The sequence below is a fragment of the Akkermansia sp. GGCC_0220 genome, assembly GCF_017566105.1.
In the GTDB taxonomy this organism is placed as follows: Bacteria; Verrucomicrobiota; Verrucomicrobiia; order Verrucomicrobiales; family Akkermansiaceae; genus Akkermansia; species Akkermansia massiliensis.
Map to the genome: position 1 here is coordinate 34,118 of NZ_JABFCI010000008.1, position 25,259 is coordinate 59,376.

19 protein-coding genes are annotated in these 25,259 nt (G+C 49.9%); 5 read left to right on the top strand and 14 right to left on the bottom strand.

Features of this window, described 5'->3' with window-relative positions; genetic code table 11:
- Window positions 1-2: 2 nt before the first annotated feature.
- A complete protein-coding gene (locus HJW02_RS07405) occupies window positions 3-656 on the top strand; it encodes a hypothetical protein (RefSeq protein WP_102722110.1) in 654 nt (217 codons plus the stop codon).
- Window positions 657-737: 81 nt separating this feature from the next.
- A complete protein-coding gene (locus HJW02_RS07410) occupies window positions 738-4,034 on the top strand; it encodes a reverse transcriptase domain-containing protein (RefSeq protein WP_102733094.1) in 3,297 nt (1,098 codons plus the stop codon).
- 577 nt (window positions 4,035-4,611) lie between these two features.
- Here the strand turns inward: HJW02_RS07410 and mnmE are convergent.
- The 8 genes from mnmE to HJW02_RS07450 form a co-directional block, all read right to left on the bottom strand.
- Entirely contained in the window at window positions 4,612-5,961 is a 1,350-nt protein-coding gene (gene mnmE / locus HJW02_RS07415; RefSeq protein WP_102722112.1) for a tRNA uridine-5-carboxymethylaminomethyl(34) synthesis GTPase MnmE, read from the bottom strand.
- Entirely contained in the window at window positions 5,958-7,031 is a 1,074-nt protein-coding gene (mnmA, locus tag HJW02_RS07420) for a tRNA 2-thiouridine(34) synthase MnmA (protein ID WP_102722184.1), read from the bottom strand. The genes mnmE and mnmA overlap by 4 nt, the downstream gene beginning before the upstream one ends.
- Window positions 7,032-7,250: 219 nt before the next feature.
- The gene (locus HJW02_RS07425) at window positions 7,251-8,078 is read right to left on the bottom strand and encodes a hypothetical protein (RefSeq protein ID WP_102722113.1); all 828 of its coding nucleotides are present in this window, start codon (window positions 8,076-8,078) and stop codon (window positions 7,251-7,253) included.
- A gap of 18 nt (window positions 8,079-8,096) precedes the next feature.
- A complete protein-coding gene (locus HJW02_RS07430; protein ID WP_102722114.1) occupies window positions 8,097-9,086 on the bottom strand; it encodes a hypothetical protein in 990 nt (329 codons plus the stop codon).
- A gap of 142 nt (window positions 9,087-9,228) precedes the next feature.
- Entirely contained in the window at window positions 9,229-10,143 is a 915-nt protein-coding gene (miaA, locus tag HJW02_RS07435) for a tRNA (adenosine(37)-N6)-dimethylallyltransferase MiaA (RefSeq protein WP_180970922.1), read from the bottom strand.
- Between the two features lie 7 nt (window positions 10,144-10,150).
- Window positions 10,151-10,753, bottom strand: coding sequence for a DapH/DapD/GlmU-related protein (locus tag HJW02_RS14025; RefSeq protein ID WP_102722116.1), 603 nt, complete (start codon window positions 10,751-10,753; stop codon window positions 10,151-10,153).
- Between the two features lie 62 nt (window positions 10,754-10,815).
- The gene (locus HJW02_RS07445) at window positions 10,816-11,985 is read right to left on the bottom strand and encodes a glycosyltransferase family 4 protein (protein ID WP_102722117.1); all 1,170 of its coding nucleotides are present in this window, start codon (window positions 11,983-11,985) and stop codon (window positions 10,816-10,818) included.
- Window positions 11,986-12,329: 344 nt separating this feature from the next.
- The gene (locus HJW02_RS07450; RefSeq protein ID WP_102733093.1) at window positions 12,330-13,517 is read right to left on the bottom strand and encodes a glycosyltransferase family 4 protein; all 1,188 of its coding nucleotides are present in this window, start codon (window positions 13,515-13,517) and stop codon (window positions 12,330-12,332) included.
- A 270-nt stretch (window positions 13,518-13,787) separates the two neighbouring features.
- On the opposite strand from HJW02_RS07450, the gene HJW02_RS07455 reads away from it, so the two are divergent.
- Window positions 13,788-15,347 (top strand): flippase, encoded by a 1,560-nt coding sequence (locus tag HJW02_RS07455; RefSeq protein ID WP_022397692.1) that lies wholly within the window; start codon window positions 13,788-13,790, stop codon window positions 15,345-15,347.
- Window positions 15,348-15,426: 79 nt separating this feature from the next.
- On the opposite strand, the gene HJW02_RS07460 is transcribed toward HJW02_RS07455, so the two are convergent.
- From HJW02_RS07460 to HJW02_RS07470, 3 genes are all read right to left on the bottom strand, one after another.
- Window positions 15,427-16,731 carry a BACON domain-containing protein gene (locus tag HJW02_RS07460; RefSeq protein ID WP_146018115.1) on the bottom strand — a complete coding sequence of 435 codons (1,305 nt, stop codon included), beginning with the start codon at window positions 16,729-16,731 and terminating at the stop codon, window positions 15,427-15,429.
- A gap of 854 nt (window positions 16,732-17,585) precedes the next feature.
- Window positions 17,586-18,533, bottom strand: a complete 948-nt coding sequence (locus tag HJW02_RS07465) for a glycosyltransferase family 8 protein (RefSeq protein WP_102722120.1) — start codon at window positions 18,531-18,533, stop codon at window positions 17,586-17,588.
- 221 nt (window positions 18,534-18,754) lie between these two features.
- Complete coding sequence (locus HJW02_RS07470) at window positions 18,755-19,585, bottom strand: glycosyltransferase (RefSeq protein ID WP_208050622.1); 831 nt, start codon at window positions 19,583-19,585, stop codon at window positions 18,755-18,757.
- A gap of 422 nt (window positions 19,586-20,007) precedes the next feature.
- On the opposite strand from HJW02_RS07470, the gene HJW02_RS07475 reads away from it, so the two are divergent.
- Entirely contained in the window at window positions 20,008-21,060 is a 1,053-nt protein-coding gene (locus tag HJW02_RS07475; RefSeq protein WP_146018114.1) for a glycosyltransferase family A protein, read from the top strand.
- A gap of 78 nt (window positions 21,061-21,138) precedes the next feature.
- Here HJW02_RS07475 and HJW02_RS07480 read toward each other — a convergent pair whose 3' ends face one another.
- On the bottom strand, window positions 21,139-21,315 hold the full coding sequence (locus HJW02_RS07480; RefSeq protein WP_156340794.1) for a hypothetical protein: 177 nt from the start codon (window positions 21,313-21,315) through the stop codon (window positions 21,139-21,141).
- A gap of 494 nt (window positions 21,316-21,809) precedes the next feature.
- Here HJW02_RS07480 and HJW02_RS07485 point away from each other — a divergent pair, with 494 nt between their 5' ends.
- Window positions 21,810-22,808, top strand: coding sequence for a glycosyltransferase family 2 protein (locus HJW02_RS07485; protein WP_180970921.1), 999 nt, complete (start codon window positions 21,810-21,812; stop codon window positions 22,806-22,808).
- Window positions 22,809-22,995: 187 nt separating this feature from the next.
- On the opposite strand, the gene HJW02_RS07490 is transcribed toward HJW02_RS07485, so the two are convergent.
- Both HJW02_RS07490 and HJW02_RS07495 read right to left on the bottom strand, forming a co-directional pair.
- Window positions 22,996-24,126, bottom strand: coding sequence for a sulfite reductase subunit alpha (locus HJW02_RS07490; protein ID WP_180970920.1), 1,131 nt, complete (start codon window positions 24,124-24,126; stop codon window positions 22,996-22,998).
- Between the two features lie 35 nt (window positions 24,127-24,161).
- A complete protein-coding gene (locus HJW02_RS07495; RefSeq protein ID WP_022397682.1) occupies window positions 24,162-25,181 on the bottom strand; it encodes a beta-ketoacyl-ACP synthase III in 1,020 nt (339 codons plus the stop codon).
- Between the last annotated feature and the right edge of the window lie 78 nt (window positions 25,182-25,259).

The following is a 25,259-nucleotide window of genomic DNA, read 5'->3' on the forward strand; positions in this document are numbered from 1 at the left end:
TTATGTTATATACAAAAGTTGAATTGTTTGAGGACATACAGACAATTCCGGAAAAGTGTGTAAAGGATACTCCTGAAGGAGAGAAAGCTCGTCGAGACTTTAGGCATAAGCTGAAGGTTCTCCAAGCTATCTTTGACATGAAACTTCCGACGTACATCTTTAAGAAAGATAACATGGAAAAAATAAAAGAAGCAATTGAACTCAATATAGAAGGAAATGGACTTTTGTTTGGTTACACATTTTTTTTATCATCAAATACTGACTTCGATTACTCATGGAACTACTTGCGCAAGCAAATGGACAAATATGTAGACTTCTTTTCCGACGTACACAAGTTTATTAGTTATCTTCTTGCAGACATAGATGAGATGAAAACAGAATTTAGCGGTAATAAAGATTTGCATATTGTGTTAAATGGATTATTTAATGTAAAATTTATTGATGACAAGCCGTTTGTAAAAACGACTCTTAATTGGGAAAATTTCAATCAAATCAATAAGGTTAAGAGTGGTTACTATATATCCGCCAAAATCGGCAAAACTACTTTGCTAACATGTTACCGCAAATATAGTAATAATCTAGATTTATTTATCAATGGAGTGAGGCAAGTGTTAGCCGCATGGAAAGAACAGACGGAAATAGAGGACAAAACTTAGGCTATGATACTGAATATAACTCAATATAAATTATATGAAAAGATTCTTGATAATCAGAATATTTTCAATGCGATATTCTGCATGGAATCGTATATATTTGATAAAGGTTTGTTGAATACTGATGATCCAATTAATTTTTTTGACAAATCTGGAGAGGTGAGTGATGTAATAGCAAAAAATGATTTGGAGTTATATTATGCTCTCGCAGATAAACATAATGTTGAGCTGATAGAAAAGGTCATAATAGTTTGTAAACAGAAGCTTCAGTGGATTTTTTCAAGCGAAGAAAATTTGTTTGAAGCTAAAGTCTATTTCAAACTAAAGAATTATGATGACGAGGTGCTGAAATTTCGCCCGTTGCATATAGCTCGTTTGATTGACTTAATTTGTATGGTTAGCATCTTGAATAGTTTGATGTATGAAGACAACTACAAAGAAGGCAAGAGAAATTTGTCGGACTTGTCAAAACTTGTACCACATAATTTTTATGGTAATATACCAAGCACGAATGTTCAGTACTTGTTCCATAAATGGCAGACGAAGTACAAGGAATATACTGAAAATGTGATTGAACATTGCCGATCATATCAGAATAATCATAATTATCTGACGGAAGTGTGTCTGGATATTAAGAATTTCTTCCCGTCTATTTCACCAAAATTGCTTTATAATTATATTATTGAAAAGCTTTCTTCAACATATAAAGATGACTTGCCGGCTTTGAAGATGGCTGTTGCAAAATTGCTATTCTTCAAGTTAGAGGAAGATAATATTGAGCCTTGGAAAGATTGTTACTATCCAGATGATTTTGAAATAAAGCGTGGTGATTTGTTCATGAATTGCGGTATTCCGCAAGGTTTGCCTCAGTCTTATTTCTTCGGCAATCTCTGTATGATAGAAGTCAAGAATTGCCTTATGAAAGATGAATGTTTCCGCGGTGATGCCTATTTCTATGTTGATGATTCGGTGATTTATGTTCAAGCAGAATTGAATGAAAATTCATTCAAAGAAAGAATAAATAAGATTAATGCAGATCTTTCTAAATGGTGCAACAAGATAGCGCTGGATAAAAGTGATATAGAAGATTTCGTTTCACAAAGATATTTGGATTTCCATACAGAGTTGAAATATCAAATTAAGTTTCATGAGGATGGGAAAAGTGTGTTCACCCCAATAGATACAATTGACAATCAATTTGGCTCGATTCTGAATTTAACTAGAGAAATATCTATTTCATCCAAATTCTCTTGGAGTTTGGATGAAATAGACGATCAAGTGTCTCTTGGAAAACTGGAAGCTTTTGATAAGGTAATTTCTCGAGAAATAAAAGAGCAGAAAAAAAAGACGGAAGAGAATGTTGGTGCTGAGCATAAAAACAAAGTGTCTTCGAAATTGAAACTCCTGCGCAGATTTAAGAAATTTTTCCTTTATCGTAATCGATTATTAAAAATAAGAGAAGAAGGAGGTCCCAATGTAGCCTTGCTCAAGAGCTTTGAAGAACGGTTTTTAAAAAAGGTGAACAATCTCACAGACTGGTTTGAGCAGAACGATGAGGACATATTCCAGTCTGAATATAGATTACTTATACAAAAAGAGTCGAAAGAGGAAGCTCAAAAGTTAAGTTTACACATTAGTGAATTCGAAAAAAAGGCATTAAAACTTGGAAACAAAGATGATGAAAAAAGATACAAGTATCTTTTTTTTGCTAAAGATGCCAGTAGTGCCGTTATGATGAAATCATTTTCTCAGGACGTATACGCATCCCTCATTCGTTGGTCTAAAGAGAACTTTAGCGGACTCAAAAGCATTAATTCTGAAAAGCAGATGGAAAAATTCCGCGCATTCATGACCGGAAAATCTTTAATGGAAATGTATGGAATGAGGGATAAGGGATACGGAGGGAAAGGTTTTACGGTGTTTGTGATGAAATCATCTTCGGAATACCAAAGAAGAATTCTGAATGTTTATTTTTCAGAAATTATGGGCGTTGTTCCGTCAGATGCCTTGACATTTATGAAAACCAATTCCCGCAAGTTCCGCTATACCGAACTTCGAATACTAGCATACCTGAGGAACAAAGATTTTAAGTTAGAGCAGTTTGAAGAGTTTGTTGAACATATAAAAGACAAGGATATATCAAACTGTATGGGTATTGATATGGGACTACTTGGCGTGTTGAACAAATTCATCAGTCATGTGCGTAAGCCAGAATGGGTTGATTCATTGATTCTCACTCATCGACTGACAAAAGGTCTGTGGTATAACGGTTCTAAGTTTCTTAATACATACACACTTCACAATGAGGAACACGCAGTGACTCTAATTGACAAGTCGTTGGAGTTGACTAATAGAATCGACTATTTTGTCTTGAAAGATATTGATTATTATATCTTATTCTTAGCCTGTTATCTACATGACATTAGCATGGTGATTCATCCCGACCTTGGCAGAATGAGTTCTGCCGAAGGTAAGAATATAGCTATCATATCCGATTTGATGGTGAAGATGCAGGATGAATTGAAAGCTTTCAATTCCATAAAGCCTGAAGACCGCAAGAATTCTCGGTTGAAAAATGCGGGTAAGTTCTTGATATCTATTTTCAATGAGGTATATAGTTATTTTGAGAGTGAAATAAGAGACCATCATGCTACAGATAGTGCGCGATTTATTCGCAACAGGTCTAATACATTGCTCAGCTACCTTGAACCTGCGTTACTTTCATTTGTGGCAAAAGTATCCGAAAGTCATGGCTATGACGTATATGATGTATATGGTTTGAAATCGAGAGCAAAAGATGATACGGTTAGCTTGAAATATTTGATGATACTCGTCCGATTAGCAGATTTACTTGATGTGGCAAACGACAGAGTGAATTATCATCTGCTACAACAGAATCTCCAACACTTGTCTTTAACATCGAAATTCCATTGGATTTCGCATCTCGTGACAGATAGGATCGAGTTGAAGACCGTTTACAAAGCAGATGAAGACGAGGAGAAGAAGTTGGACGAAAAACCAATTTCAGAGGATATAAACCTTAATTTATATCTGAATGTCAAACAACTTACTTCTGCAACTAAAAATAATAAGTGTGAAAGTTGCCAATGCAATATGAAAGACGGTAGCATCAGCATAGAAATAAAAAGTGGCAGTAAGCCGAGAGAGAAATGCCACCAGGACGCGTGCAGTGTTCTCTGCCGATGGATGATGAAGAAACATGAGTGGCTCATTCCGGAACTCGTTGCCCTGAACGACTATCTTTTTTCTGTAAATAACTCCCTCATAAAAACAAGAATAAATTTTAATATACATTATCGTGGTGATATGGGACTCGATCCTGATATGTTTGACTATGTACAAGAATATTTGGAAGTGTAACCAGTGGACGGAGAAAATAAAACTTTAAATGTTTATGATGAATGTAACATTTCTGCTAAAAGTCGATGTTAATTTTTTACAAACAAGGAAATCAATGTTGAGCAAAACTCTCGATCCTCATTTTGTATATCATCAAACAATCAATAAATTATTAAATGCCATTCCTCTCTTTTCCTAAAATTAGGATATAGCATTCGATGTTGTCATTGTTATTCAGCGTATGATGTTAGAGAATTTTTAATTTTAATTTAAAATAATTAATATCTTTAACTGTCGATAATTATTTATGGTGAAATGTTGATTCTTATTGATTATTCTAATTTTAGAAGAATCGTTTCTAATTTAATAAGTGGTATTTCCTGATTCCGCATAAAATATTACGGAATTATATAGGGTAATCTTATAACGCCGTTTTTATCAGTCATCGACGGAATTTGGATGGCAACAATGAAAGACCGGCGCTGTTCATCAAGAATTCAAAAAAGGTAAAACAAAGAGAGCGATTTCGACAAGACTAAAGGAAATAATTTCGAAATATTATAAGGCCGAACATATGTTAATCGTTGGTAACTATTCCCTACTTGCCTAGGCAGAAGGAGGAGAAAATAGCGCCCAGGACGTCCTCCGTATCCACCGCTCCGGTGATTTCCCCCAGGTGCGTCAGGGCTTCCCTCAGTTCCAGCGCCGCGAATTCCGGGCTTTCCTGCCGGGAGATGGACTCAGAAGCCAGCCGGACATGCTCCAGGCACAGGCCCAGTTCATGCTGGTGTCGGGCGTTGATGGCCACCTGGGAGCTGCCCGTTTCACCGGGCAGGGCGGAGGCAAAGGCGCGGACGATGGCTTCTTCCAATTCCTCTCTGCCCTCTCCGGCGGCGCAGGAGAACCTGATGCCGGGAATGGTTTTCCAGTCCGGATGGATTCCCAGGTCGCACTTGTTCAGGACCAGCAGCCGCGGCGCGGTGCGCCCGGCGGTCAGGAAGGGCTCTGTGCGGGGCGCGGAGGCGTCCGCCACTTCCAGAACCAGGTCGGCGGTTTCCAGCGCCCGGTTGGTGCGGGTGATGCCGGCCTGTTCAATTACGTCGGATGATTCCCGGACGCCTGCCGTGTCAATCAGCCGCAGGGCCAGCCCGGCGAGCTGGATGGATTCCTCCACCGTGTCCCGCGTGGTTCCGGCAATATTGCTGACAATGGCCCGGTCATACCCCAGCAGGGTATTCAGCAGGCTGGACTTTCCGACGTTGGGCGGGCCTGCGATTGCGGTGCGGATTCCTTCCCGCAGCAGGCGCCCTCCCTCGGCAGTCCGGAGGAGGTCGGAAAGTTTTTCTTCCATGCTCCGGAGACGCTCCAGCAAACCGGAAGCGGTGTCCGGGGAAATGTCTTCATCCGGAAAATCAATATAGGCTTCAATATGGGCCAGGACATGAACCAGGCTTTCCTTCAGTTCGTCCACCTGGGAGCCGATGCCCCCGTCCAGCTGGCTTTGCGCGGCCTTCAGGGCCAGGTCGCTCCCGGCGGAAATCACGTCCATCACGGCCTCCGCCTGGGTCAGGTCCATCCGCCCGTTCAGGAAGGCTCTCTTCGTGAATTCTCCCGGTTCCGCCGGGGAGGCTCCGCACCGGTACAGGCGTTTCAGCAGGCGGTCCGTCACCAGCATGCCGCCATGGCAGGAGATTTCCACGGTGTCTTCCCCCGTATAACTGGCCGGAGCCGGAAACCAGGTGATGAGCGCCTGGTCAATGGCGGCTCCCTCCGCGTCCAGGATGCGGGCCAGCGTTGCCCGGCGCGGCTGGAGGCGGTCCGTGAAGGTCGTGGGGGTGCATTGTTCCAGGACGGCCATGCAGCCGGGGCCGCTCATGCGGATGACGGCGATAGCTCCCTGTCCTGCGGCGGTGGCCTGCGCGGCTATGGTGCGTTCCGGGTCAATCATGGTTCTATGGATTCAAAAAAACCGCCGCCCAGCAGCTTGCCTCCGTCGTAAAAGGCGCAGACCTGTCCCACGGCCAGCGCCCGGAGGGGAGTGTCAAAGCTCAGGCGTACCTTTCCTTCCTCCAGATATTCACAGGCGGCCCATTCCGCCTTGGCGCGGTAGCGGGGCTGCGCCATCACGCGGGAGGGCAGGGGCGCCAGCGTATTGGAAATGCCGCCAACCACCGCATGGGCGGCGTACAGTCCCTGCGTGGACGCATCCTCATACCCCAGGATCAGGCGGTTGCGCTTGACGTCCTTCCCCACCACCACATAGGCGATTCCCTCCCGGGGGGAGGCTACGCCGTGGCCTTTCCGCTGGCCCATGGTGAACAGGTGCAGGCCGTTGTGGGAGCCGAGCACCTTCCCCTCCGTATCCACGATTTTACCGGGTTTGTCCGGCAGGTAGTGGCGCAGGAAGTCGCTCATTTTCACCTGGCCGATGAAGCAGATGCCCTGGCTGTCCTTCTTGCGCGCCGTGGGAAGGCCGTATTTGTCCGCCAGTACGCGGACCTCCGGCTTCAGCAGGTCCCCGAGAGGGAACACGGCACGGGCTGTCTGGTCCGGGCGCATCAGAGACAGGAAGTAGGACTGGTCCTTGTTAGGGTCCCGCCCGCGCAAGATGAAGGAGCCCTGCGGCGTATCCAGCCTGCGGGCGTAGTGGCCGGTGGCTACGGAGTCAAACCCCTGCTCCAGGGCGTAATCCAGAAAGACGCCGAACTTCATTTCCCGGTTGCACAGCACGTCCGGATTGGGCGTGTATCCGGCGCGGTAGCCTTCAATCAGATAATTTACGATGCGGGAGCGGTATTCGTCCACCAGGTCAATGACCCGGAATTCAATGCCGATTTTTTTAGCGACGGCCAGCGCGTCCTGAATATCCTGCTCCCACGGGCATTCGCCGGGAATGCCCTCGTCATTCACCCAGTTTTTCATGTAGGCCCCCACCACGTCATGTCCCTGCTCCACGAGCAGGGCTGCTGCCACGGAGCTGTCCACCCCGCCGGATAAGCCTACAAGAATGCGTGCCACGATGTTGAAAAGGATATGGGTGTGATAGGGAACCTGCGTTTGGGAAGTCTTTCCCGCCTGCCCCTGTAAATCAAAGATACCCCCGTAAGCCAAGACAAAAAGCGGGGGAGACGATTATTCGGACGTAACCTGGGAAAACAAGAAGATGCCTTACAGTCTTTTTATGCAGGAAAGGGTTTGCACTAGTGACGCTTTTGTTGTCCGGATTTAGATGACGCTTTAATTTTTCTGTTTGGGCAATCCCTTGTAAAGGTAGGCCGCTTTCGGCACCCGGCCGACGGTTCTGTCCAGCAGGGCCGGAATGTCCTTGTCCCTGTATCCGGCCAGACGCAGGTATTTTTTAACCTCCTGGGCCTTGGTCGGGAAGCAGGTCATCAGTTCCCTGATAAATCCGCGTTCTTTGCTTTTGATGGCGAATTGAGCGTTGTTGCTTCTCGAACTCAGCGCGCTTGTCTTGTTGAACAGCTTGGTATCGTTTCCTTCTGGCATTCCGGAGGCATGGTCGATGAGCATGTGGGCGAAAATTTCCGTAGCTTCAAAAGCATAATCTACCTGGCTGTGGAATTGTTTGATGATCAGAGCTTTTGCGGATAAATAAAATCGAAGGGCCTCTTCCCTGCCTGGGAGGCTGCTATTCTTGTCCGTTAGCGCAAGGAAAGGGATGCTGTTCGTGAAAAACTCTTTTGCGTGGTGATCTACGCTAGTGTAGGTAGCAAGCCATTCGACATTTTCGTAATCGTTGAGGTCAATGAACGGGGCCTTGGCAATCAGATAGCACAGGAAAAGCCCCTCCGTCAGCTCCTGAGGGGTGACGTCCTTTTTCCGGTAGCGGTTGGCTTCTTTCAATATTTTATCCGCCCCCTGGTAGAACGGAATGATCTGGTCACTGTCCAGCAGTTTCTTAAGCCGCAGGAGTTCCGGGTTTTGCTTGTTCAGATTCCTGATGGCGGAAGGAAGGGGGAGCTGGTCCTGCTCCGGAGAGGCTGAACAGGGAAAAGACAGCGAGTAAAGGACGAATAACAGAAGGAAGGGATAAGATTTATTCATGATGCTAAAAACAGGAGGTTATGGATTGGCGGTAGAGTCGGCATGCAGGGCGTTGCCTGCCGTGCTGCGCGTGACGGTGCATCCGAATTTGGTGATGCTTACCTTGATGTTTTTCAAGCCCCTGGTGGGAGAGTCTTTATTGGTTTCCCTTTCATCTTCGTACTCAAAACTGAAATCCTGGGAATACGTGTCATTGCCAACCTTGCAGCAGTCCTTGCCGTCGGCGTGTACGTACCACCCGCAGGTCCATGAAAAGGAATCGGGAAGTTTCATGTCCTGCAAGTGCTGCAAGCGAATATCCTTCTCCTTGTCCCATCTCCAGCCGATGTTGTCATGATGGTGGGCATTCAGGGCATTGGGCCACATCAGCTGTTTTCCCGGGGTATGCACCGGTTTGAATCCTTCCGGGTCTTCTGCCCGTTCCATGATGGGAACATTGCTGAAACTGACCGCCAAGGGAAGAAAAGTCACGACAAGCTTGGAGGAAGCTCCCGGTCTGTCTTTCTCCTTGTCCCGGGGATGTTTTTCCACCCGTTTCCCGGAATGTTCCGCTTTAATGTCAGAGGGAACGAGAATGCTGAAAACGGAGGGTTCTCTTTTCGGCAGTTCTTCATCAAGGCTGGTTTTAACTCGAACCTTCAGGTTAGTATCCTCGGTAAGGTTTCTGCTGATGGTCAGCGTAGCTTGATTAATATCGTCATTTGATTTCTCAATGCTGGCCGCCTTCTCCGGCTCCAGGGACCATTCAAGGGAATCCGGGTCTACGTCCCTAACTCTCTTGCCGTTCAGGGCCAAGGTGACCACTTCTCCAATACCGACTTTGGTACGTTTCCTGTCCTCGTCCTGGTCTCCCTGGTTGATGAGGCATTGAGGAGAAACAACCTTCGTTTCTGATTCGATGTACAGGGAGCGGTCATCCGTGGCGGGAATATCTTCCGCATGCGCAAGCGCTGCCAGGGCGTGCAGAAAAATGCCGGTAGAAGAAAGGCGGAAAGAGGAGAAATTCATGCCAGGGTGCGAGCTGAGGAGAGTTATGCTCATGATAGTCTTCCGCCCCTTTTAATGTCAATGCATCCAAAAATATGTTAGATACAGTTTGCCGGGGGAAGAAACGGGCGGTTTTCCGGATGTTTACCGTCCTAGGAGGGGGCTAATGCTCCAGCTCCCGTATGATGCATTTCGCCAGCTCCCGGGGGGAGGCGGAGGGGGCAGCCGGAAGTTCCCGGAGCCATTGCTCCCGTTTCAACCAGGTACGCTGGCGTTTGGCGTATTGCCGGGTGGCGAGCGCCAGCTGGCTCTGACAGGTTTCACGGGTGATTTCCCCGCGCAGCAGGCTGCGTATCAACGCCAGGCCTAGGGTGCGTTCCGCCGTGGCGGAGCAGGGGCCCAGGGCGGCTGCTTCCTCCACGGCCCCCTCCTGCATCATGCGTGCGGCGCGGAGGGCGATTCTCCCGTCCAGTTCCGGAACTTCCCTGGTGATGACCCAGCCGGGCCCCAGGGGCGGCTTCAGCCAGTTCCGCTTCCAGAAGGAAAGGGGTTTTCCTCCGGCAAGGACGATTTCCAGGTTGCGTTCCACATACCGCCGGTTGGAAGAGTTGGTCAGGGCTGCGCCTTCCGGGTCCAGGGAAGCCAGCCTGGCGTACAATTCTTCCGTGGAACAGTCCGCAAAAGCGGCGCGGAGGGCGGCATCCCCCGGCGGCGCTTCCGACATGCCGTGGGAGAGGAATTTGAAGTACAGTCCGGAGCCGCCCGTGACGATGGCCGTTTTTCCGCGGGCATGGATATCCTTCACGCACCGCATGGCGCGGTGGTAGTGTTCCGTGGCGTCCCAGGGCATCCGGGCCGGAATGATGGATACCATGTGGTGGGGAACGCGTGCCCGGTCTTCCGGGGAGGGAGCCGCCGTTAGAATGGGAAGCTCACGGTACACCTGGTAGGCGTCCGAACCGACGATTTCTGCACCCAGCATTTCCGCCAGTTCCACGGCCACGGCGGATTTTCCCGACCCGGTGGGGCCGGCAAGGAACAGCGTGGCGGGAAGGCCTGTAGTAGAAATGCCGAGCATGGCGCAGTCAGGATTTTTCCGGATGCCTGAGGCGTTCGGGCAGCGGCTTGTTTTCTGCGGGATTGCCGATCGCGAGACAGCCGGAAGGCACATCCCTGGTGACGACGGCTCCGGCGGCTACCACGGCTCCGGAACCGATGGTGACGCCTTTCAGGATAATGGCCCTGGCTCCGATGAAACAGCCTTCTCCGATGTGAATGGGCTTGCCGTGCCCGGGATTTCCCCATGTGCTGCCCCAGCTGGCGCCGCTCCGGGGATAGTGCATGTCGTTGTCCAGAATCAGCGTGTCTGCGCCTATCAGCGTATGGCGCCCGATGTGGATGCCGTTGACGCAAACCAGGGTGGCTCCGCTGATGCCGCAGCCGTCCTCCACGCTGATGCGGGCTTCATTGGAAAGGGCCGCCAGGCAGGCATGGTGGGAAAGGACCGGATTCATCCGCGCCATGGAGTGGATGGTGACGCCGTTGCCGATGGTGATGCAAGCCCCCGGGAATTTTTTAATCCGGGGCAGGCCGGACAGGATGACGCCCGTTCCGGTACGCACTCCCCGGAGCTTGAGCAGCAGGCAGCCTATCTTTGAAAGGAACTGAATAATGAGCTTTTTTATCATGGGAAGAAAGGCGAAAACAGGTTTTCTTTGGAAGCTCCGGAGGTAAAAGAAAAACCTGCCTGTCAGGAAGCCGTGTCTTTTTTCTCTTTCATCTCCAGCAGCGAGCCATAGACGTCCATAAAGTCTTGGGAAGTAGTTTGAATACTGAGCTTCCTTTTTATTTCCTCTATTCCGTATTTTCCCATGGCAATGGATTTATCCAGGGATTCCGTCACGGCAAGGACGGCTTGGCGAATGGCTTCGCTGTCTTTGACTGGGAGGATGTATCCCGATTTGCCGTCTTTGACGTATTGTTTGCTCCCGGCATTGACCGTAGTGATAACCGGTAATTCCATACAGCGGGCTTCCTTGACAATGGTGGGTCCTGTATCGGCCAGAGTTGGAAGTAACAGGCACCAGGCCGTTTCCATCTGCTGCCTGAGTTGCATCCTGGATAGTTCTCCAAGCCAATGGATATTGGGAGGGCATCCGGAATTTAGCTTGGTGCGTAGTTTCCCGTTTCCTGCAATATAAAGGTCTACATGCGCCAGGGAGGGATCTTTAAAGGCTTCAATCAGAAAGGGAAGACCTTTACGTTCGTTCAGTGATCCTGCGAACAGGCAGGATGGCCGTGTACTGGGAGCGCGTTTCTTTTCCTGGAACTCGGACTCAATGCCGTAGTCGATAAGATGGATGGAGGCTGCCGGGTTGAGTTTCCGGACACATTCCGCAGCCCATGGTGATTCACATGTAATATGCTGGTATGCCGGAGTTGTTCGTTTTTCCCAGAATGCTTGAAGGTGCGCCAGAAAGGGCATTTTACTTTCCCGGCAATAGGCATGCAGGGCCCCCTGGTATGATAATAATCGGGAATACGGCTGGTTCATGCATGCCTTGGCATATGGAAATTCAATGCCCCATGCATGGACCAGGGCTGGTTTCAGGGAATGGAGAAGAAGGCGTATTCTTTTAGAGGCAAGAAAATGCCCGCTTAAAAGTCCCAGAGCCAAACTTGGATCAGGCAGAATGTGAATGGTCTGGCCTTTCAGTTGCCGGACGGTATGGGCCTTTACATATTTTTTGAGAGTAATCCAATGAATTTCATAGCGTTTTTGATGAGCCAGATCGCAGAAAAAAGCATAAATCCATGGAATCAAGGTGTGGTCTTGATCTTGAAACTCTTCAGGAAGCAAGCGTCCCAAAGGCATGTTTGCCAAAATGGCGATAACAGGAAGAGATGACCGATTTTCCATATAAAAACAGCAAGGACTATTAATAACGCGGACGAATTGAAAAGTCCAGAAAATGCGCAAGTATGATGATGAGCGCCTTGGCTGCGAGCAAGATGAAAAAAAGATTGTGTCTGTTTTCTATCTGGAATCCCTTTTTTAAACTGATACAATGATGGTCTTTCTTTAAAACGGGAGACTTGGTCTCCGCAATCTCCTATTGAAAAATTTTAACGCGAAAATTCTCATAACTGAGAAACTTGGCTGGTCCGGAAAATGCAATGATGAAAATGGTGAGAAGGCGTTTTACCGTGGGATAACGTTCGTGAGGAAAATAGCCGGGGCCGAATTCATCCCATGGAATCAATTCAATCCTTCTGCTTTGGGGTACGGGAGGAGGCAATGGAGCTGAGCAGGTCTTCCCATTGTTGATATACGACTGATGGGTCATACTGTTCCTGCCATTGCCGCAGCCCCTCCTGCCCCCGGCGCTCCCGGAATTTTTCGTCCGTCAGAGCCCCCACGGTTTTTTCCAATGTGGCGGAGGATGTTTTTTTCAGGATGATGCCTCCCTTCAGGGTGGAAACGGCTCCCACATCGGGAGCAAACCATGGGATGCCGCACGACATGGCCTCCAGAATGCAAAGCGGCTGCTGCTCCTGATAGGAGTAAAGGAAAACGGCGGCGCTCTCCATAATGGCGGCTTCCACCTCCGGACGGGGAAGATTGTAAAGAATCCTGAATCTGGGATCGTCCCCAATAGCCTGCTCCATTTGCTCAGCGTAGGAATTGCGTTGCGGAACAAGGAAAAGGAAAACGATGTTGTCCAGCTTGGTTTGCTTTACATGGCGAATAAACAGAAGCTGCCGCTTCGTGTTGCAGGCGCTGGCGGGACACGTGAAAACGGGAGCGTGGGACAATCCGTATTTTTCCCGGAAGAAAGGAACGGCTTGTTTCAGCGCCGGAAACGTGTTGGGAATGCAGACGTAACGGGAAAGATTCAGTTTGGAGCAGTAGTAATAATCGAACCCTTTGAAGGGCGTTCCATAGGAGTCAAGGAAAACAAGGCGGTTTAACGGGGATTCCCGGTGTACGTTCAGAATGCCCCTGCGTATTTGGAAAAAGGAGCAGAGCCATTTTTTCATGCCGAAAAAAGGAGGGTAGTCCACGCGGAAATAGGAACGGAGGTTGGTGGGCATGCCGTGGGAACGCAGAAAAAAGGGAAGGCGCTTTTCCCGTGCGCATGCCAGCAATTCCTTCCGGCACCAGCCCGACCAGGAATGGTAAACGATAAAATCCGGCTGGATATCTTTTAAAAAAGCGTCCAGGTACTCCTTCAAGCGGTTGGTGTCGTCCGTCAGGGAATCCGGCAGGGCCGTGATGGGGCAGCATCTTGTGCGGGAAGGATCCTCCGGCAAATCCTGCTGGCGGGTGAGAACGTGAATGTCCCAGCCTCTGGAGCCCAGGCTGTGCGCCATTTCATAGGCCGCCATACCCACGCCTCCTTCTCCGGGAGGGAAGGCATAGGCGGCAATCAGAATCCTTCCTTTGCTCACGGGCGGTAATATAGATGAAAGAGGGAAATAAAACAAGAATGCTTTATGGAACAATGTTGGATAACTGGTATGGAGCAGGTTGTGGCTTATGGATAAAAAGATGTTGATGCAGTGGAATGTTGTGCTAGATTAATGCCGCTTTTCATGGCCGTATGACTGGCAGAATATCCTGTTTGTATTTTACCAGCCGGATAAATGAAACCGGGTATGAATGATTTCTGTATTTTTTGTTTTCTCGTGAAGAGAGGATAAGTCCATGGAATAAATGGTATGAAGGAGTCTCGCGTAAAAAAAAGCCTGTTGAATGCCCGGGTGAACCTCATTTTTTATGTTCTGATTCTCATCATTTCATTTTTTTCAAGAAAAGTTTTCCTGAATTGCCTGGGCGCTGATTTCGTCGGTTTGACGGGAACTTTAATGAATCTGCTGAATTTTCTTAATTTGGCGGAGCTTGGCATAAGCACGGCTATCGGATATGTGCTTTATAAACCTATTTTTGAACATGATGAGGCCAGAATTAATGAAATTATTTCTGTTCTGGGTTACATGTACCGGTGGATAGGGCGCATCATTATTGCCGCCGGATTGCTGCTTTCCTGTTTTCTGCCGCTGATCTTCCCTTCAACGGGGTTTTCCTATGGAATCATCTATTTTGCTTATTATTCTTTTCTCGCCTCTTCCCTGATTGGGTACTTCGCCAACTACAGGCAGACTCTCCTGGGGGCGGACCAGAGGAATTACGTGGTGGCCTTCTATTTCCAGACGGCCTCCATAATCAAAATTTTATGCCAGATATTATCTGCGTGGTATACGGGCAGCTATTATCTATGGATAATGATAGAACTGCTGTTCGGCATTATTTATTCCTTCATCCTTAACTGGAAAATTAATCAGGTATATCCCTGGTTGAAAAGCAATGTGGCTCTGGGAAAGGAACTGTTCAGGAAATACCCTGAGGTTATTAAATATACCAGGCAGCTCTTTGTACATCGGCTGGGTTATTTTTTCCAGTTCCAGGTCACGCCGTTTCTGGTTTATGCATTTGTTTCCCTGCAGATGGTGGCCTACTATGGCAACTATTCCACCATCATGGATAAACTGTTCCTCCTGGTCAACAACCTGCTGGGGAGCACGGAAGCCAGCGTGGGAAATCTGATCGCGGAGGGGAATGCGGAAAAAATCCGCAAGGTGTTCAATGAATTATTTTCCCTGCGCATGCTGATAGCCGGGACAATCTGCTTTACCCTTTACCAGCTTCTGGAGCCATTCATCACGCTTTGGCTGGGAGCGGGCTACATCCTCCCCCGGGAAATCATGATCCTGATCATCATCAACCTGTTCATCACTGTCACGCGGGGTGCAGTGGATCAATTTTTATACGGCTACGGCCTGTTCTGGGATGTCTGGGCGCCCATTGTAGAAAGCGTGATCAACATTTCCGTAGCAATTATCGGAGGTTACCTATGGGGATTGCCCGGCATTCTTCTGGGGGGTATTTCCAGCCTGGTGCTTATTGTTGGCATTTGGAAACCCTTCATGCTGTACACTTGGGGATTCAGAAAGAACGTGATGAATTACTGGCTCCAATTCGGTTACCAGCTGGCGCTGATTCTGATACCTATGGTGCTGATGAACTGGATTTGGAAATATTCCCCCTTGCAACCCTCCGGGTCTTTCCTGAACTGGTTTGCCTGCGCCTTCCTGATGGTTGTTTCCTATGGCGTCATAACGATTCTTTTAATGTATTGCTGTACGAAAGGCATGCGTGGCATGGTACATCGTGGACTGGCAATAGCGGGGACGCGGCTGCTCTGGAAGAGGAAAAAGTAAGCGTTCCCTATGGGGCATTATAAGGATTTTTTACTTCCTTGGCAGGAAAAATAAGTGCAACTCTTTTTTATTCATATATTCAGGGTAACTGGTTGATTTCTACGACAGCAGTCTGGGCATAGTGGTGGCCGACAAAAACCCACACTTGCCGGGGTTGCCCGGTCGTGTTGGGGGCAAGCGTCAGGGTGATTTGGCCGCCGCCGGCTGGTATCTGCTCCGCGGATTGGCTGCACCATACGGCGGCGGGGTCATGCCCGCACATCGTGTCGTTAATGGCGTACACAGCCTCCGCCAGCGTGGAGGATACCGTCAGCGTTACTTCATCGCCTTCCGCTCCCACCTCCAGCGCGGAAGCCGTCACCTCCGGCACGGGCTTGACCGCCACTCCGTCCATGACCACCTTCCCCAGGATATCCCTGGCCGCCGTGCTGCCGGGCAGGCTGCCCGTGTTCACCCGCATTCCGGCCATTCTCAACCCTGTCTCCTGCGCGCTGGCCACTTCATGGGCTTTGACTGTTGCTGACAATACAGCCGTATGGCCGCCGCCGCAGAACCGCGCTGTCATGGGCATGACGTATTGCCCGTCGACGAACAACTCCCACCTGTTTTCAACGTAGGGATGGTCTGCCGCATGCCGGGGCGCCATTGCTACGGCAAGATAGGTGGCGTCTGGGACCAGCGCCCACACATACCGGGCTTCCCCGTTGCCGCGCCCGTAATCCGTGCCGCGAATCAAGCAGGATGCAGAACTGCCCAGGTAAGACTTGCCGTATAAAGTCGCCTGCCACGCGGGCGTCATATCATAACCGTTGTAATTATTAACGGAATTGAGCAGAGGAAACCTGTAATCCTGCCCTGTTCCGGCATGGTCATAATTGCACCAGTGAATGGGATGCGCATAGCATGGCGAGGACGGGTTTGTGGTGCATCCATAGCCATGTGTGGTGCTTCCCAGCATGATGGACGCCTTGTCCGCCCCCGTAATGCACCATGCCGCCGCCGCCGCAAAACTGGAATCTTTGTAGGTTCCCAGTGAATGAGCAAATTTCCAGGGCTTGGTGCCCACCCCCAGCAAGGAAATGCCGGAGGCGGGAGTCATTCTAATGACATGGTCATATAGTTCATTTTCAATGATGCCTTCCTTGACGGATGCATTGGCGCTGGAATACTTGTAAATGCTGAGGGATTGCATGCGCGCCAGCAATGCCACCCATGGCGGAACGGCGGCATAGGAGGCGCTGCGCACCAGGAGCCATTCCCGTCTGGCCTGCTCTTCGAGCATGGAGTCCCAGGACAGGGCCTCCTGGGCCGTGGCAGGCAGCGGCACGCGTACGCCTCCGTTGGCGTTGACGGTGCCGGCAAAGGTTCCGGACTCCGCCATCATATTTTTTAAAATGGCATCCTCTCCGGGTTGAACGCCGTCCTGGACAAACAATCTCGGGACCGGCGTTTTAAAAATCTGTATGACAAAAGCGTCTTCATCGGATATTTCTACCGCATCCGTCGGAGCCACAAAACCGTATTGGCCCGCTTTTCCTGCTTCCAGAACAAGCATGAGATCCACGCTGGAACTTAAAACGGCATGTACTGTACAAGCTTTTGTACAAGTCATTACATAGGAACTTCCTTTGATAGTGTCAACTTTCATGAATAAACTAATTTTTAAAATACTCCCTACTTGCCGATACGGTCATCAGGTATAAAACGTTGACGCATTCTTGCACACGCTTTTCTGGTCTGCTTTGAATGCGTATACTGCCAGAACTGGTTGGCGGAAATAGTCACCGTGGAACCCGGTCGTGGAAAACTAATGGAGGCATCCGTAAAATGATCTTTTTGGACAAGCCGGAAAATCACTATACCGGAATCTGGGCGTGAAAAGGGCTTCCATGAAAAACCCTTTGTACGCAAAGCTAAAAATCAAAAGGAAAAAATGGGCTTATTCTGCTTTCGTAATAACGTTTATGTGCGGGAAAGACAGGCAAATTCTGAAGCTGTGGCTTCGGATCATCATCAGCCGCGGAATGAAAAAGACATGAGCTTCGTGCATTTGAAGCATTTGCAGCCATGGAAATCCCGAGTGGACAGTTTCCTGACTCGGGGAAATACCAAGGAAAAAAGGAATACGGATGGTATCCCGAAAAAAAATGGCTGATATTGGCGTTCCTTAATAAAAAAGCGCTCTGTAAATCGGTTGCTTCCTGGTCATCGGGAAAGGCAGGAAAAGCTGGCGCAATCCTACTGGTGTTTGCCCTGCAAAAGCCGTTTGCCCTTCCCCAGGAGGCATCTCATTCGGGAAACAAACATTCGGGCAGAATCATTTTGCTTTCGGAAATCCCGGATCTTATCTTTCCACGGAGATTTTTTCCAATACTTGTAGAACAGCCCGTTATCCTGACGCAGGCTATTGGGTTGCCAGGGCTTGGGATGCCCCCAGTAATGGATGATGCCGGGACTGGTGGCGGCTTCCAACAAATCCTTCGGCTCTAGGGGATTATTCTCGAAGCTTTTTATTCCTTCCCAGCGGATCGACCAAATGGCGCCGTCGCAGATGTTCCACATGGGATGGAGCAAGAAAATACGTTCTTGATAACATGCGTTCAAAATATCCTGATCCTGCCAGGAGAGATGATGGATGTTGCTTTTCGCATAAGATAAAACTTGGGATTCAAACCGTTCTTCACGAATTTTCTTAATATGATAAAGAACAACGCCTGCATTGATGTAAATGGAATCCCTGCCCAGATTCATTTCCTGTTTCCAGCGTGAGAAAAACTCCTCAGTCAAATGTTCCGTAGTGAAAACGCCGGCGATGAGGCAATCCCCGAACTCGGTTTCATACATGGAACTGATATCCCGGTTGAAAATGGTATCAATATCTACATACAGGGCGCGTTCCACCGTGGCGGGAAGTTCCCCTGCGAGGCCAAGACGGTAATACGTCGCTGCCGACCACTTGGAACCAACAGGAAAATCCTTGTATTTATCCTTCATCTCAATGAAGTGTAAACTCAGGCGGTAAGACCGTTGCAGAGAATTTAAACGAGCCGTATTATCCTCGTTCAAACCGTCTGTCATGATGTAAATATCGGCATGAACGTCGGCTGGTAAATTCTCCATGAGGGAAACGATGCTTACCCCCGTTCCCAGCGCTCCCTTATCGTCTGTAGCGTATACGATGTTCATGGTAAAGGTCCGGCATGGACTATGGCAGGTGAAGAAATGGATCTGCGTTTCCCATCCGCGTTACTGGTTTCTATTGAGAAACAACATGGATCTTCCCATTCTTTCCAGGCGGTCCAGCCAGACGCATAAGGAAACGGTTCTATTCATGAGCGCAGTAAATGATTGTTCCATTCCTTCCTTTGCAAAACATGCCTTCGCATAGGCGTCAAAATAGGTCCGGTTCAGGAGGGATGCGTCACCTTCCTGATTCTGCCAAGCAAGGAGATCCTTTCCTCTTCGTCAAGAGCCAGCAACCTGTTGGAATGCAATTCCCTGATGATCAGGAAATGAACGGCGAACTGCCATGTGGGTTTTTTCATGGCTTCAAGTTCATCCAGCAAGGGCGCAAGGAGCGTATGAATGGAGACATGCCGGTAATTCACATCATGCATGGCGGATGATGCCCTTTGCCGGTAAATTGAGGTGACGGTTCCTCCCAGCCCGATCAGGGCTGTCTGCCTCATGCACCGCGTCCAGTACAGGCCGTCTTCTCCATAGGACATATTTTCCTCCCAGGACGGAAGTTGAAACGCAAGAGATGAACTCAGGATAACATTGCTTGGGTGCATGAATAGCAATCCCCTTAACCCCAATTTCCGGATGAATACAGAATGGGATGGGGGACGTGGCGCTATGTTGGCCAACTCGTCCAGGATGTGACGGTTGGAATAAACCAATATCTCAGGATGAAGATGGAAAAAATTAGCCGCCAGCGCCAAATGTTCTGGGTACCAGTAATCGTCCCCGTCCAGAAAAGCGATATAAAGGCCTTGGGCTTTCTTCATTCCTGCATTTCGTGCTCGCGAAACGCCGCCGTTGCGCTGGGAAATAAGATGAATTCTTTGGTCGTGAAAAGATTGGATGATAGAAACGGTTCCGTCTGTAGAACCATCGTCAACGATAATAATTTCAAAATCCTGAAATATTTGAGCCAGTACCGACTGAATGGTAGCAGCAATATATTTTTCCAGGTTATAGGCTGGAATAATAACGCTGAAAAATGGCTTCTGCATTTAGGAAGGAGATGGAACGCTTTTGGAGCTGGACGGGAATCCGGATGTGGAGGAAAGACTTCGCGCTGATTCTGGAGTAATAACAATCGGTAAATGGAGGAGGGAAAAAATCCCTCGTGACGCCTTCATTGTTAATCAACGCATTGATGGACCAAATCATAGCGGATTAAGAATCCGTGATTAATCAACGCCGCCATAAAAGTTGCACATGATAGGGAACATCAGGATGATAGGAGAATCTTTTTAATCCCCGTTATCCCCGTCATCCTTATATTCCCCATTACCCCTAACAAACTTTTTCCCAGATTTTTCCGTTGACGCCGGATTCTTAATCCGGTACAAACGTGACGCCTTATCTATAAGTACTGTGGATCATAGTCCATCTCGGGATTCACATTTCCTTTTCCGTGCCGCTTTTCTTCATGAATCCTCCGGAACTCCCCTCCATCAGCATTATTCTGACCGGGCATAATGAGGAATATTGCATTGGAGATGCCATCCGGAGCGTATTCGGGCAGGATTACGAGGGGCCGGTAGAAATCATCCTGTCTGATGACGGTTCATCTGACGGTACCTTTGCAGTCATGCAGGAAATGGCGGCGGAGTACCGGGGACCGCACCGTGTGGTATTGAACCGGAATGAAACCCCTCTGGGGCGCGGGCCGCATATACGGCAGATGGTGGAGCTGGCCTCCCATGAATGGATTCTCCGCCAGGATGGGGATGATTGTTCCTTCCCCTGGAGGTGCAGGGTGTTTGCCGGGGCGGTGGCAAGGCATCCGGATGCCGTGGCTGTCGTTAGCCAGATGACCCGCGTGTATGAGGAAGCCGGCGTTATGTTCGAATTCCCGGCGTTTCCCGCTGTTCCGGAAAAGGCCCCGGTGATCAGGCTTCAAGAGGGGACTTTCTCCTCCACTGCCCATTACGGAGGCAGTATGATGATCAGGAAAAGCGCCTGCCAATGGGGGCGCTCCCTGCCGATGACGGACAATTTTGAAGATGACCTGATGGGATTTCATGTGTGGCTGCAAGGCAGCATCTATGAATTGCCGGATGTCTCCCTGTACTATTACAGGTTTGCCGTCAAAAATATTTGTGCCGTCAACAGTGCAGCGCGGTTTGCCAGCATGAAAACGGCTGCGGCCTTTGAAAAAAGGGATCGGATGATGCGGCGCCAGTTGAAGAAAAGCAAGGAAGCCGGCCTGGAACTGTGTAAGGACTTGTTGAAGGGCCGCACTCCGGTTTTCCGTTCGCGGGAAGAATTGCTTGCCGAAATGGAGGAGAGAAGAAAGGCGATACGTTGCATTGATCAACAGCAGAACTGGTGGAACTATTCCTTTCGCCGAAGGTGGGCGCTAAGGAAGCCGGGATGGATGGGCATCGTCCATTGCTTGCCGCAAAAACTGTATCTGTTCTGCATGGTCTTCTTTTTCAAGCTCAGGAAAGTGAAAAGAGCCGTTTGTGGAGTGCGGTAGGGGGTGCCTGAAGACCCCGGATGGAAAGGGACCGCCAGGGCAGGGAAAAAGCTCTTGGATAAAATCTCCGTGAAGTGTTCATGGAACCATGTTCTGCATGGCTGCTTCCTCTGCTGCATGTGGAATAGCGTGTGCAGGTTTGAGTGCGTGGAATGGGAAAAAGGGGATGAATGCGTATTCATGCGCGAAAAAGAAGAAGGGGAAATCTTGATACCGGTCATTTGGCAGATAGGGACACAGGGGGATGAACTGCATGCAGGGAAGGGCGATGCATAATCTTTGTCGATAGGTGAAAGCCTCCGGGAAGCTTCTTTTCAAACCGAAGGGATTGATCGGAGGGATGTAGGGAAAAAATGAAGGAAGTGCCGTATTTCATGGAATCATCCTTCTTTGGTTGTCCGGAAAAACAGGAATCAGGATAAGAAAGCAAAAAGCATTTTATGTTTTGTTACTAAAAATGAGAACTGATGGCTTAACCGCGAATTTCTAATCCGGATTCAATAAAAAATACTTAATATAAATGGTGACAGTTGAGGGGAGGCAATCCTGGAAAGAAATGTCCTTCCTGTCGTGCAGCAGCATGAAGCCGTATAAAAAGCTCATAATGTGCATGTTGGTAAACCTTCATGTATCCGGACAAAGAACCCGGATTAGAAATCCTGTATTTCTCCACCGAGTTTTAAATCTGGAAAATGGAAGAAAAGAACAGGAATCTCCGATATAGCCGCTATGGTTGGATAGAATTCAGCGTGATTTTAATCGCCTATAATCTGGAGCATTATTTGAGAAAAACCGTTCAATCCGTATTGGATCAGGAATTTAAGAATTTTGAATTGATCATCGTTGATGACGGCTCGACGGATGGCACCCTTCAAGTGGTGGAATTTTTTCAGGATTCCAGAATTAACGTCATTTCCCAGGAAAATGGAGGCGCTTCGCATGCCAGAAACACGGGAATGAAAGCGGCCAAAGGAAAATACGTGGCGTTCCTTGATGGAGATGACTACTGGTATCCTGATCATTTGAAGATGGCATATGATTTTTTCCGGAAACATCCCGGCGTGTACGTTTATGCCGCCAGATATACATGGAACAGGGAAGATTGCATTCCCCGCAGGAAGGGAAAACCGTGCTCCTTCGTAGTCAGGAAACTGGGGTTAAGAGGGCTTTTATCCATCCATACGAGCAGCGTTGTTCTGAATTCCTCCCTGGCATCTTCTCTTCCCTTGTGGGAAGCAGGCATGAAATACGGAGAGGATGTCCTGTACTGGATGCGGTTAATGAGAAGAACGGCGATGATTGGCTTGGGAAAAAGAGTGGGCTCCATCTATGTACAGCGTGCCGGCTCTGCCATGCAGGAGCAGGCTTGCCGTGATATTTCCGTGGAAGACCTGCTGACGCATCGGCTGGAGGAATGGAAACTGATGCCGCACAGGGAATGGCAGTTTGCCGTGCACTTTTTAATTTTGCGGGAATTACATGTGCCCAGACTGCTGAAGATGGAGAAAGAAGCCCGTATCCGGCTCCTCAAAGAGATTGGTTCCATGCTGCATGGATGGCTGGAGGGACCCTGTTTTAATGCTTATGTGCAGGCCTGCTCGCGGGAGGAGCCGGCTGAGATGGAAAAGGCGTTTGACAAGCTCCAGGCCCGGGTAAACTGCTGGTGCGTCTGGGCGGACAGGGCGGAAAGATGGTGCATGCGTCCCTGGTCCCTCCTGGTAAATGGGTTGTATAAGGGGTTTCTATAGGGCAAGTAAATTCCCTTTCCGCAAGGGGTCCGGAAAACCCGGAAAAAGGGATGGAGGAGAAAAGGCAAGCCGCTCTTCCCTGCGTCAACCGGATTTACCGGTAACGGTTTCTCCGTAGTAAAAAGAAAAAGCGCCTTCCCACGGATAGTGGAAAGGCGCGGTAAAAGGAAAGAAAGCGTCAACCGGATTAATACACGTCCCGCTGGTAGCGGCGGTGCTGTTTCATGTCCGCTACGTACTCCGCAGCTTCTTCCGGAGTCTTGTGGCCCCAGGTCTGGATAACTTCATGAAGGGCGGCGTCAACGTCCTTGGCCATGCGGGAGGCATCTCCGCAGACGTAGAAGCAGGCGCCGTTTTCCAGCCATTTCCAGAGCTCTTCGCCTTCCTGGACCATGAGATGCTGAACGTATACCTTCTTCTCCTGGTCGCGGGACCAGGCTACGGACAATTTCAATCTGCCGTCCGCCGTCAATTTGGCCAGCTCGTCTTCATAGCAGAAATCGGTAGCTTTGTATGGGTTGCCGAAGAACAGCCAATTGCCGCCCTTGTCCCCGGAGGCGATGCGTTCCTCCCAGAATGCCCGGAAGGGGGCGATGCCGGTGCCGGGGCCAACCATGATGATGGGGGTATCCCCGTCTTCCGGCAGGCGGAAATTCTTGTTGGTATGTACGAACACCCTGGCCGTATGTCCCGGCTGGAGGCGGTCAGCCATGTAAGTGGAGCACACGCCGCCGCGCTTGCGGTCCCGGGCCGTGTAGCGCACGGCGCCCACGCACAGGTGCACTTCTTCCGGGTGCGCGTTCGGGCTGGAAGCGATGGAGTAAAGGCGGGGCATGATTTTTTTCAGGATGCCGACAAAAGCCTCCGCAGATTCAAAGGAGGCCGGATACTCCGTTGCCAGATCCAGCACGTCGCGTCCCCACAGGAAATCGCTGAGCGCGTCCTTGTCCCCGGCCAGCAGGGTTTCCAGCTCCTGACTGCCGGAAGCGGTTGCCCATTTGGTCAGCAGGGCCTTGTTGACATTGGTGATGTCATAGCAGTTGATCAGGGCGTCCCGCAGGCTGGCGGCTCCCCCCTCCGGCGTGGGAACCTGGGAATCCGGGCTGAGGCCGAGCTTTTCAATCAGGGCGTCCACCAGGGAAGAATCATTGGAGGGAATGACGGCCAGGGCGTCTCCGGCAACGTACACCATTCCGGCGCCGTCCAGGCTGTATTCAATATGGATCGTTTCTTTCGGGCTGCCTTCCCCGGTGAGGTGCTTGACGGAAAGGACGGGTGCGGGGAACGGATTCTTTTTGCCGTACGGTTCGGTTGTCATGTGTAATGTAAGTTTCTGGAATGGAATAACGGAAATTACCAGCGGATGGCTGCGGCGCCCCATGTGAGGCCTGCGCCGAAGGTGACCAGGACGACGTTGTCCCCCTTGCCGAACCTGCCGGTGCGGCGCGCTTCGTCAAAGGCGATGGCCACGGCGGCGGCGGAAGTGTTGCCGTATTTCTCAATATTGATGAACACCTTGTCCTCCGGGATGGAAAGACGCTGGGCCACGGCATTGATGATGCGGAGGTTGGCCTGGTGGGGAATGATCAGCTTGATGTCATCCGACGTCAGGCCGGCGCGTTCAATCACGCTGGCGGCGGAATCCTTCATGCGGGGAACTGCCTGGCGGAAGGTCTCCTTGCCGCGCATGGCGAGGGTAGCCAAGCGTTCGTGGGCGTTCTCCACCGTGGTGGGGCAGCGGGAGCCGCCGCCCGGAATCTGGAGCAGGTCATGCAGGGCGCCGTCCGTGCCGATGTCCGTAGCGAGGATGGAGCCTTCCCCTTCCTCTCCCGTGGAAGCCTGGAGCACGGCGGCTCCGGCGCCGTCCCCGAACAGGACGCAGGTGGTGCGGTCCTCCCAGTTGACGACGGTGGAAAGTTTTTCCGCGGCGATGATGAGGGCCGTCTTCATCTGGCCCGTGCCGAGGAACTGGACGGCCGTTTTCATGGCGAACAGGAAGCCGGAGCAGGCGGCGGAAATGTCAAAGGCGGCGGCATTCTTGGCGCCCAGGGCGTCCTGGATATAGCAGGAGGTGGAAGGAGTGAACGTATCCGGCGTAATGGTGGAGACGATGATCAGGTCGATATCCTCCGGCTGCAATCCGCAGGATTCCAGCGCCCGCTGGGCGGCCTTCGTCCCCATGTGGGAGGTGTACTCGTCAGGGGCGGCGATGCGGCGTTCCACGATGCCCGTGCGTTCGATGATCCATTCGTGGGAAGTGTCCACCATCTTCTCCAGGTCCGCATTGGTCAGACGGCGTTCCGGAACATAGGAGCCCGTACCGATGATCTTGACGGGCAGTCTTTTAAAGGCGATATCAGAATTTGCGGCCATAGCTTTGGGCGTATGATGAACAGAAAACGTCCTGACGTTTTATGTGGGGACAGTCTAAAAGAAAGGAGGCCTGATGAC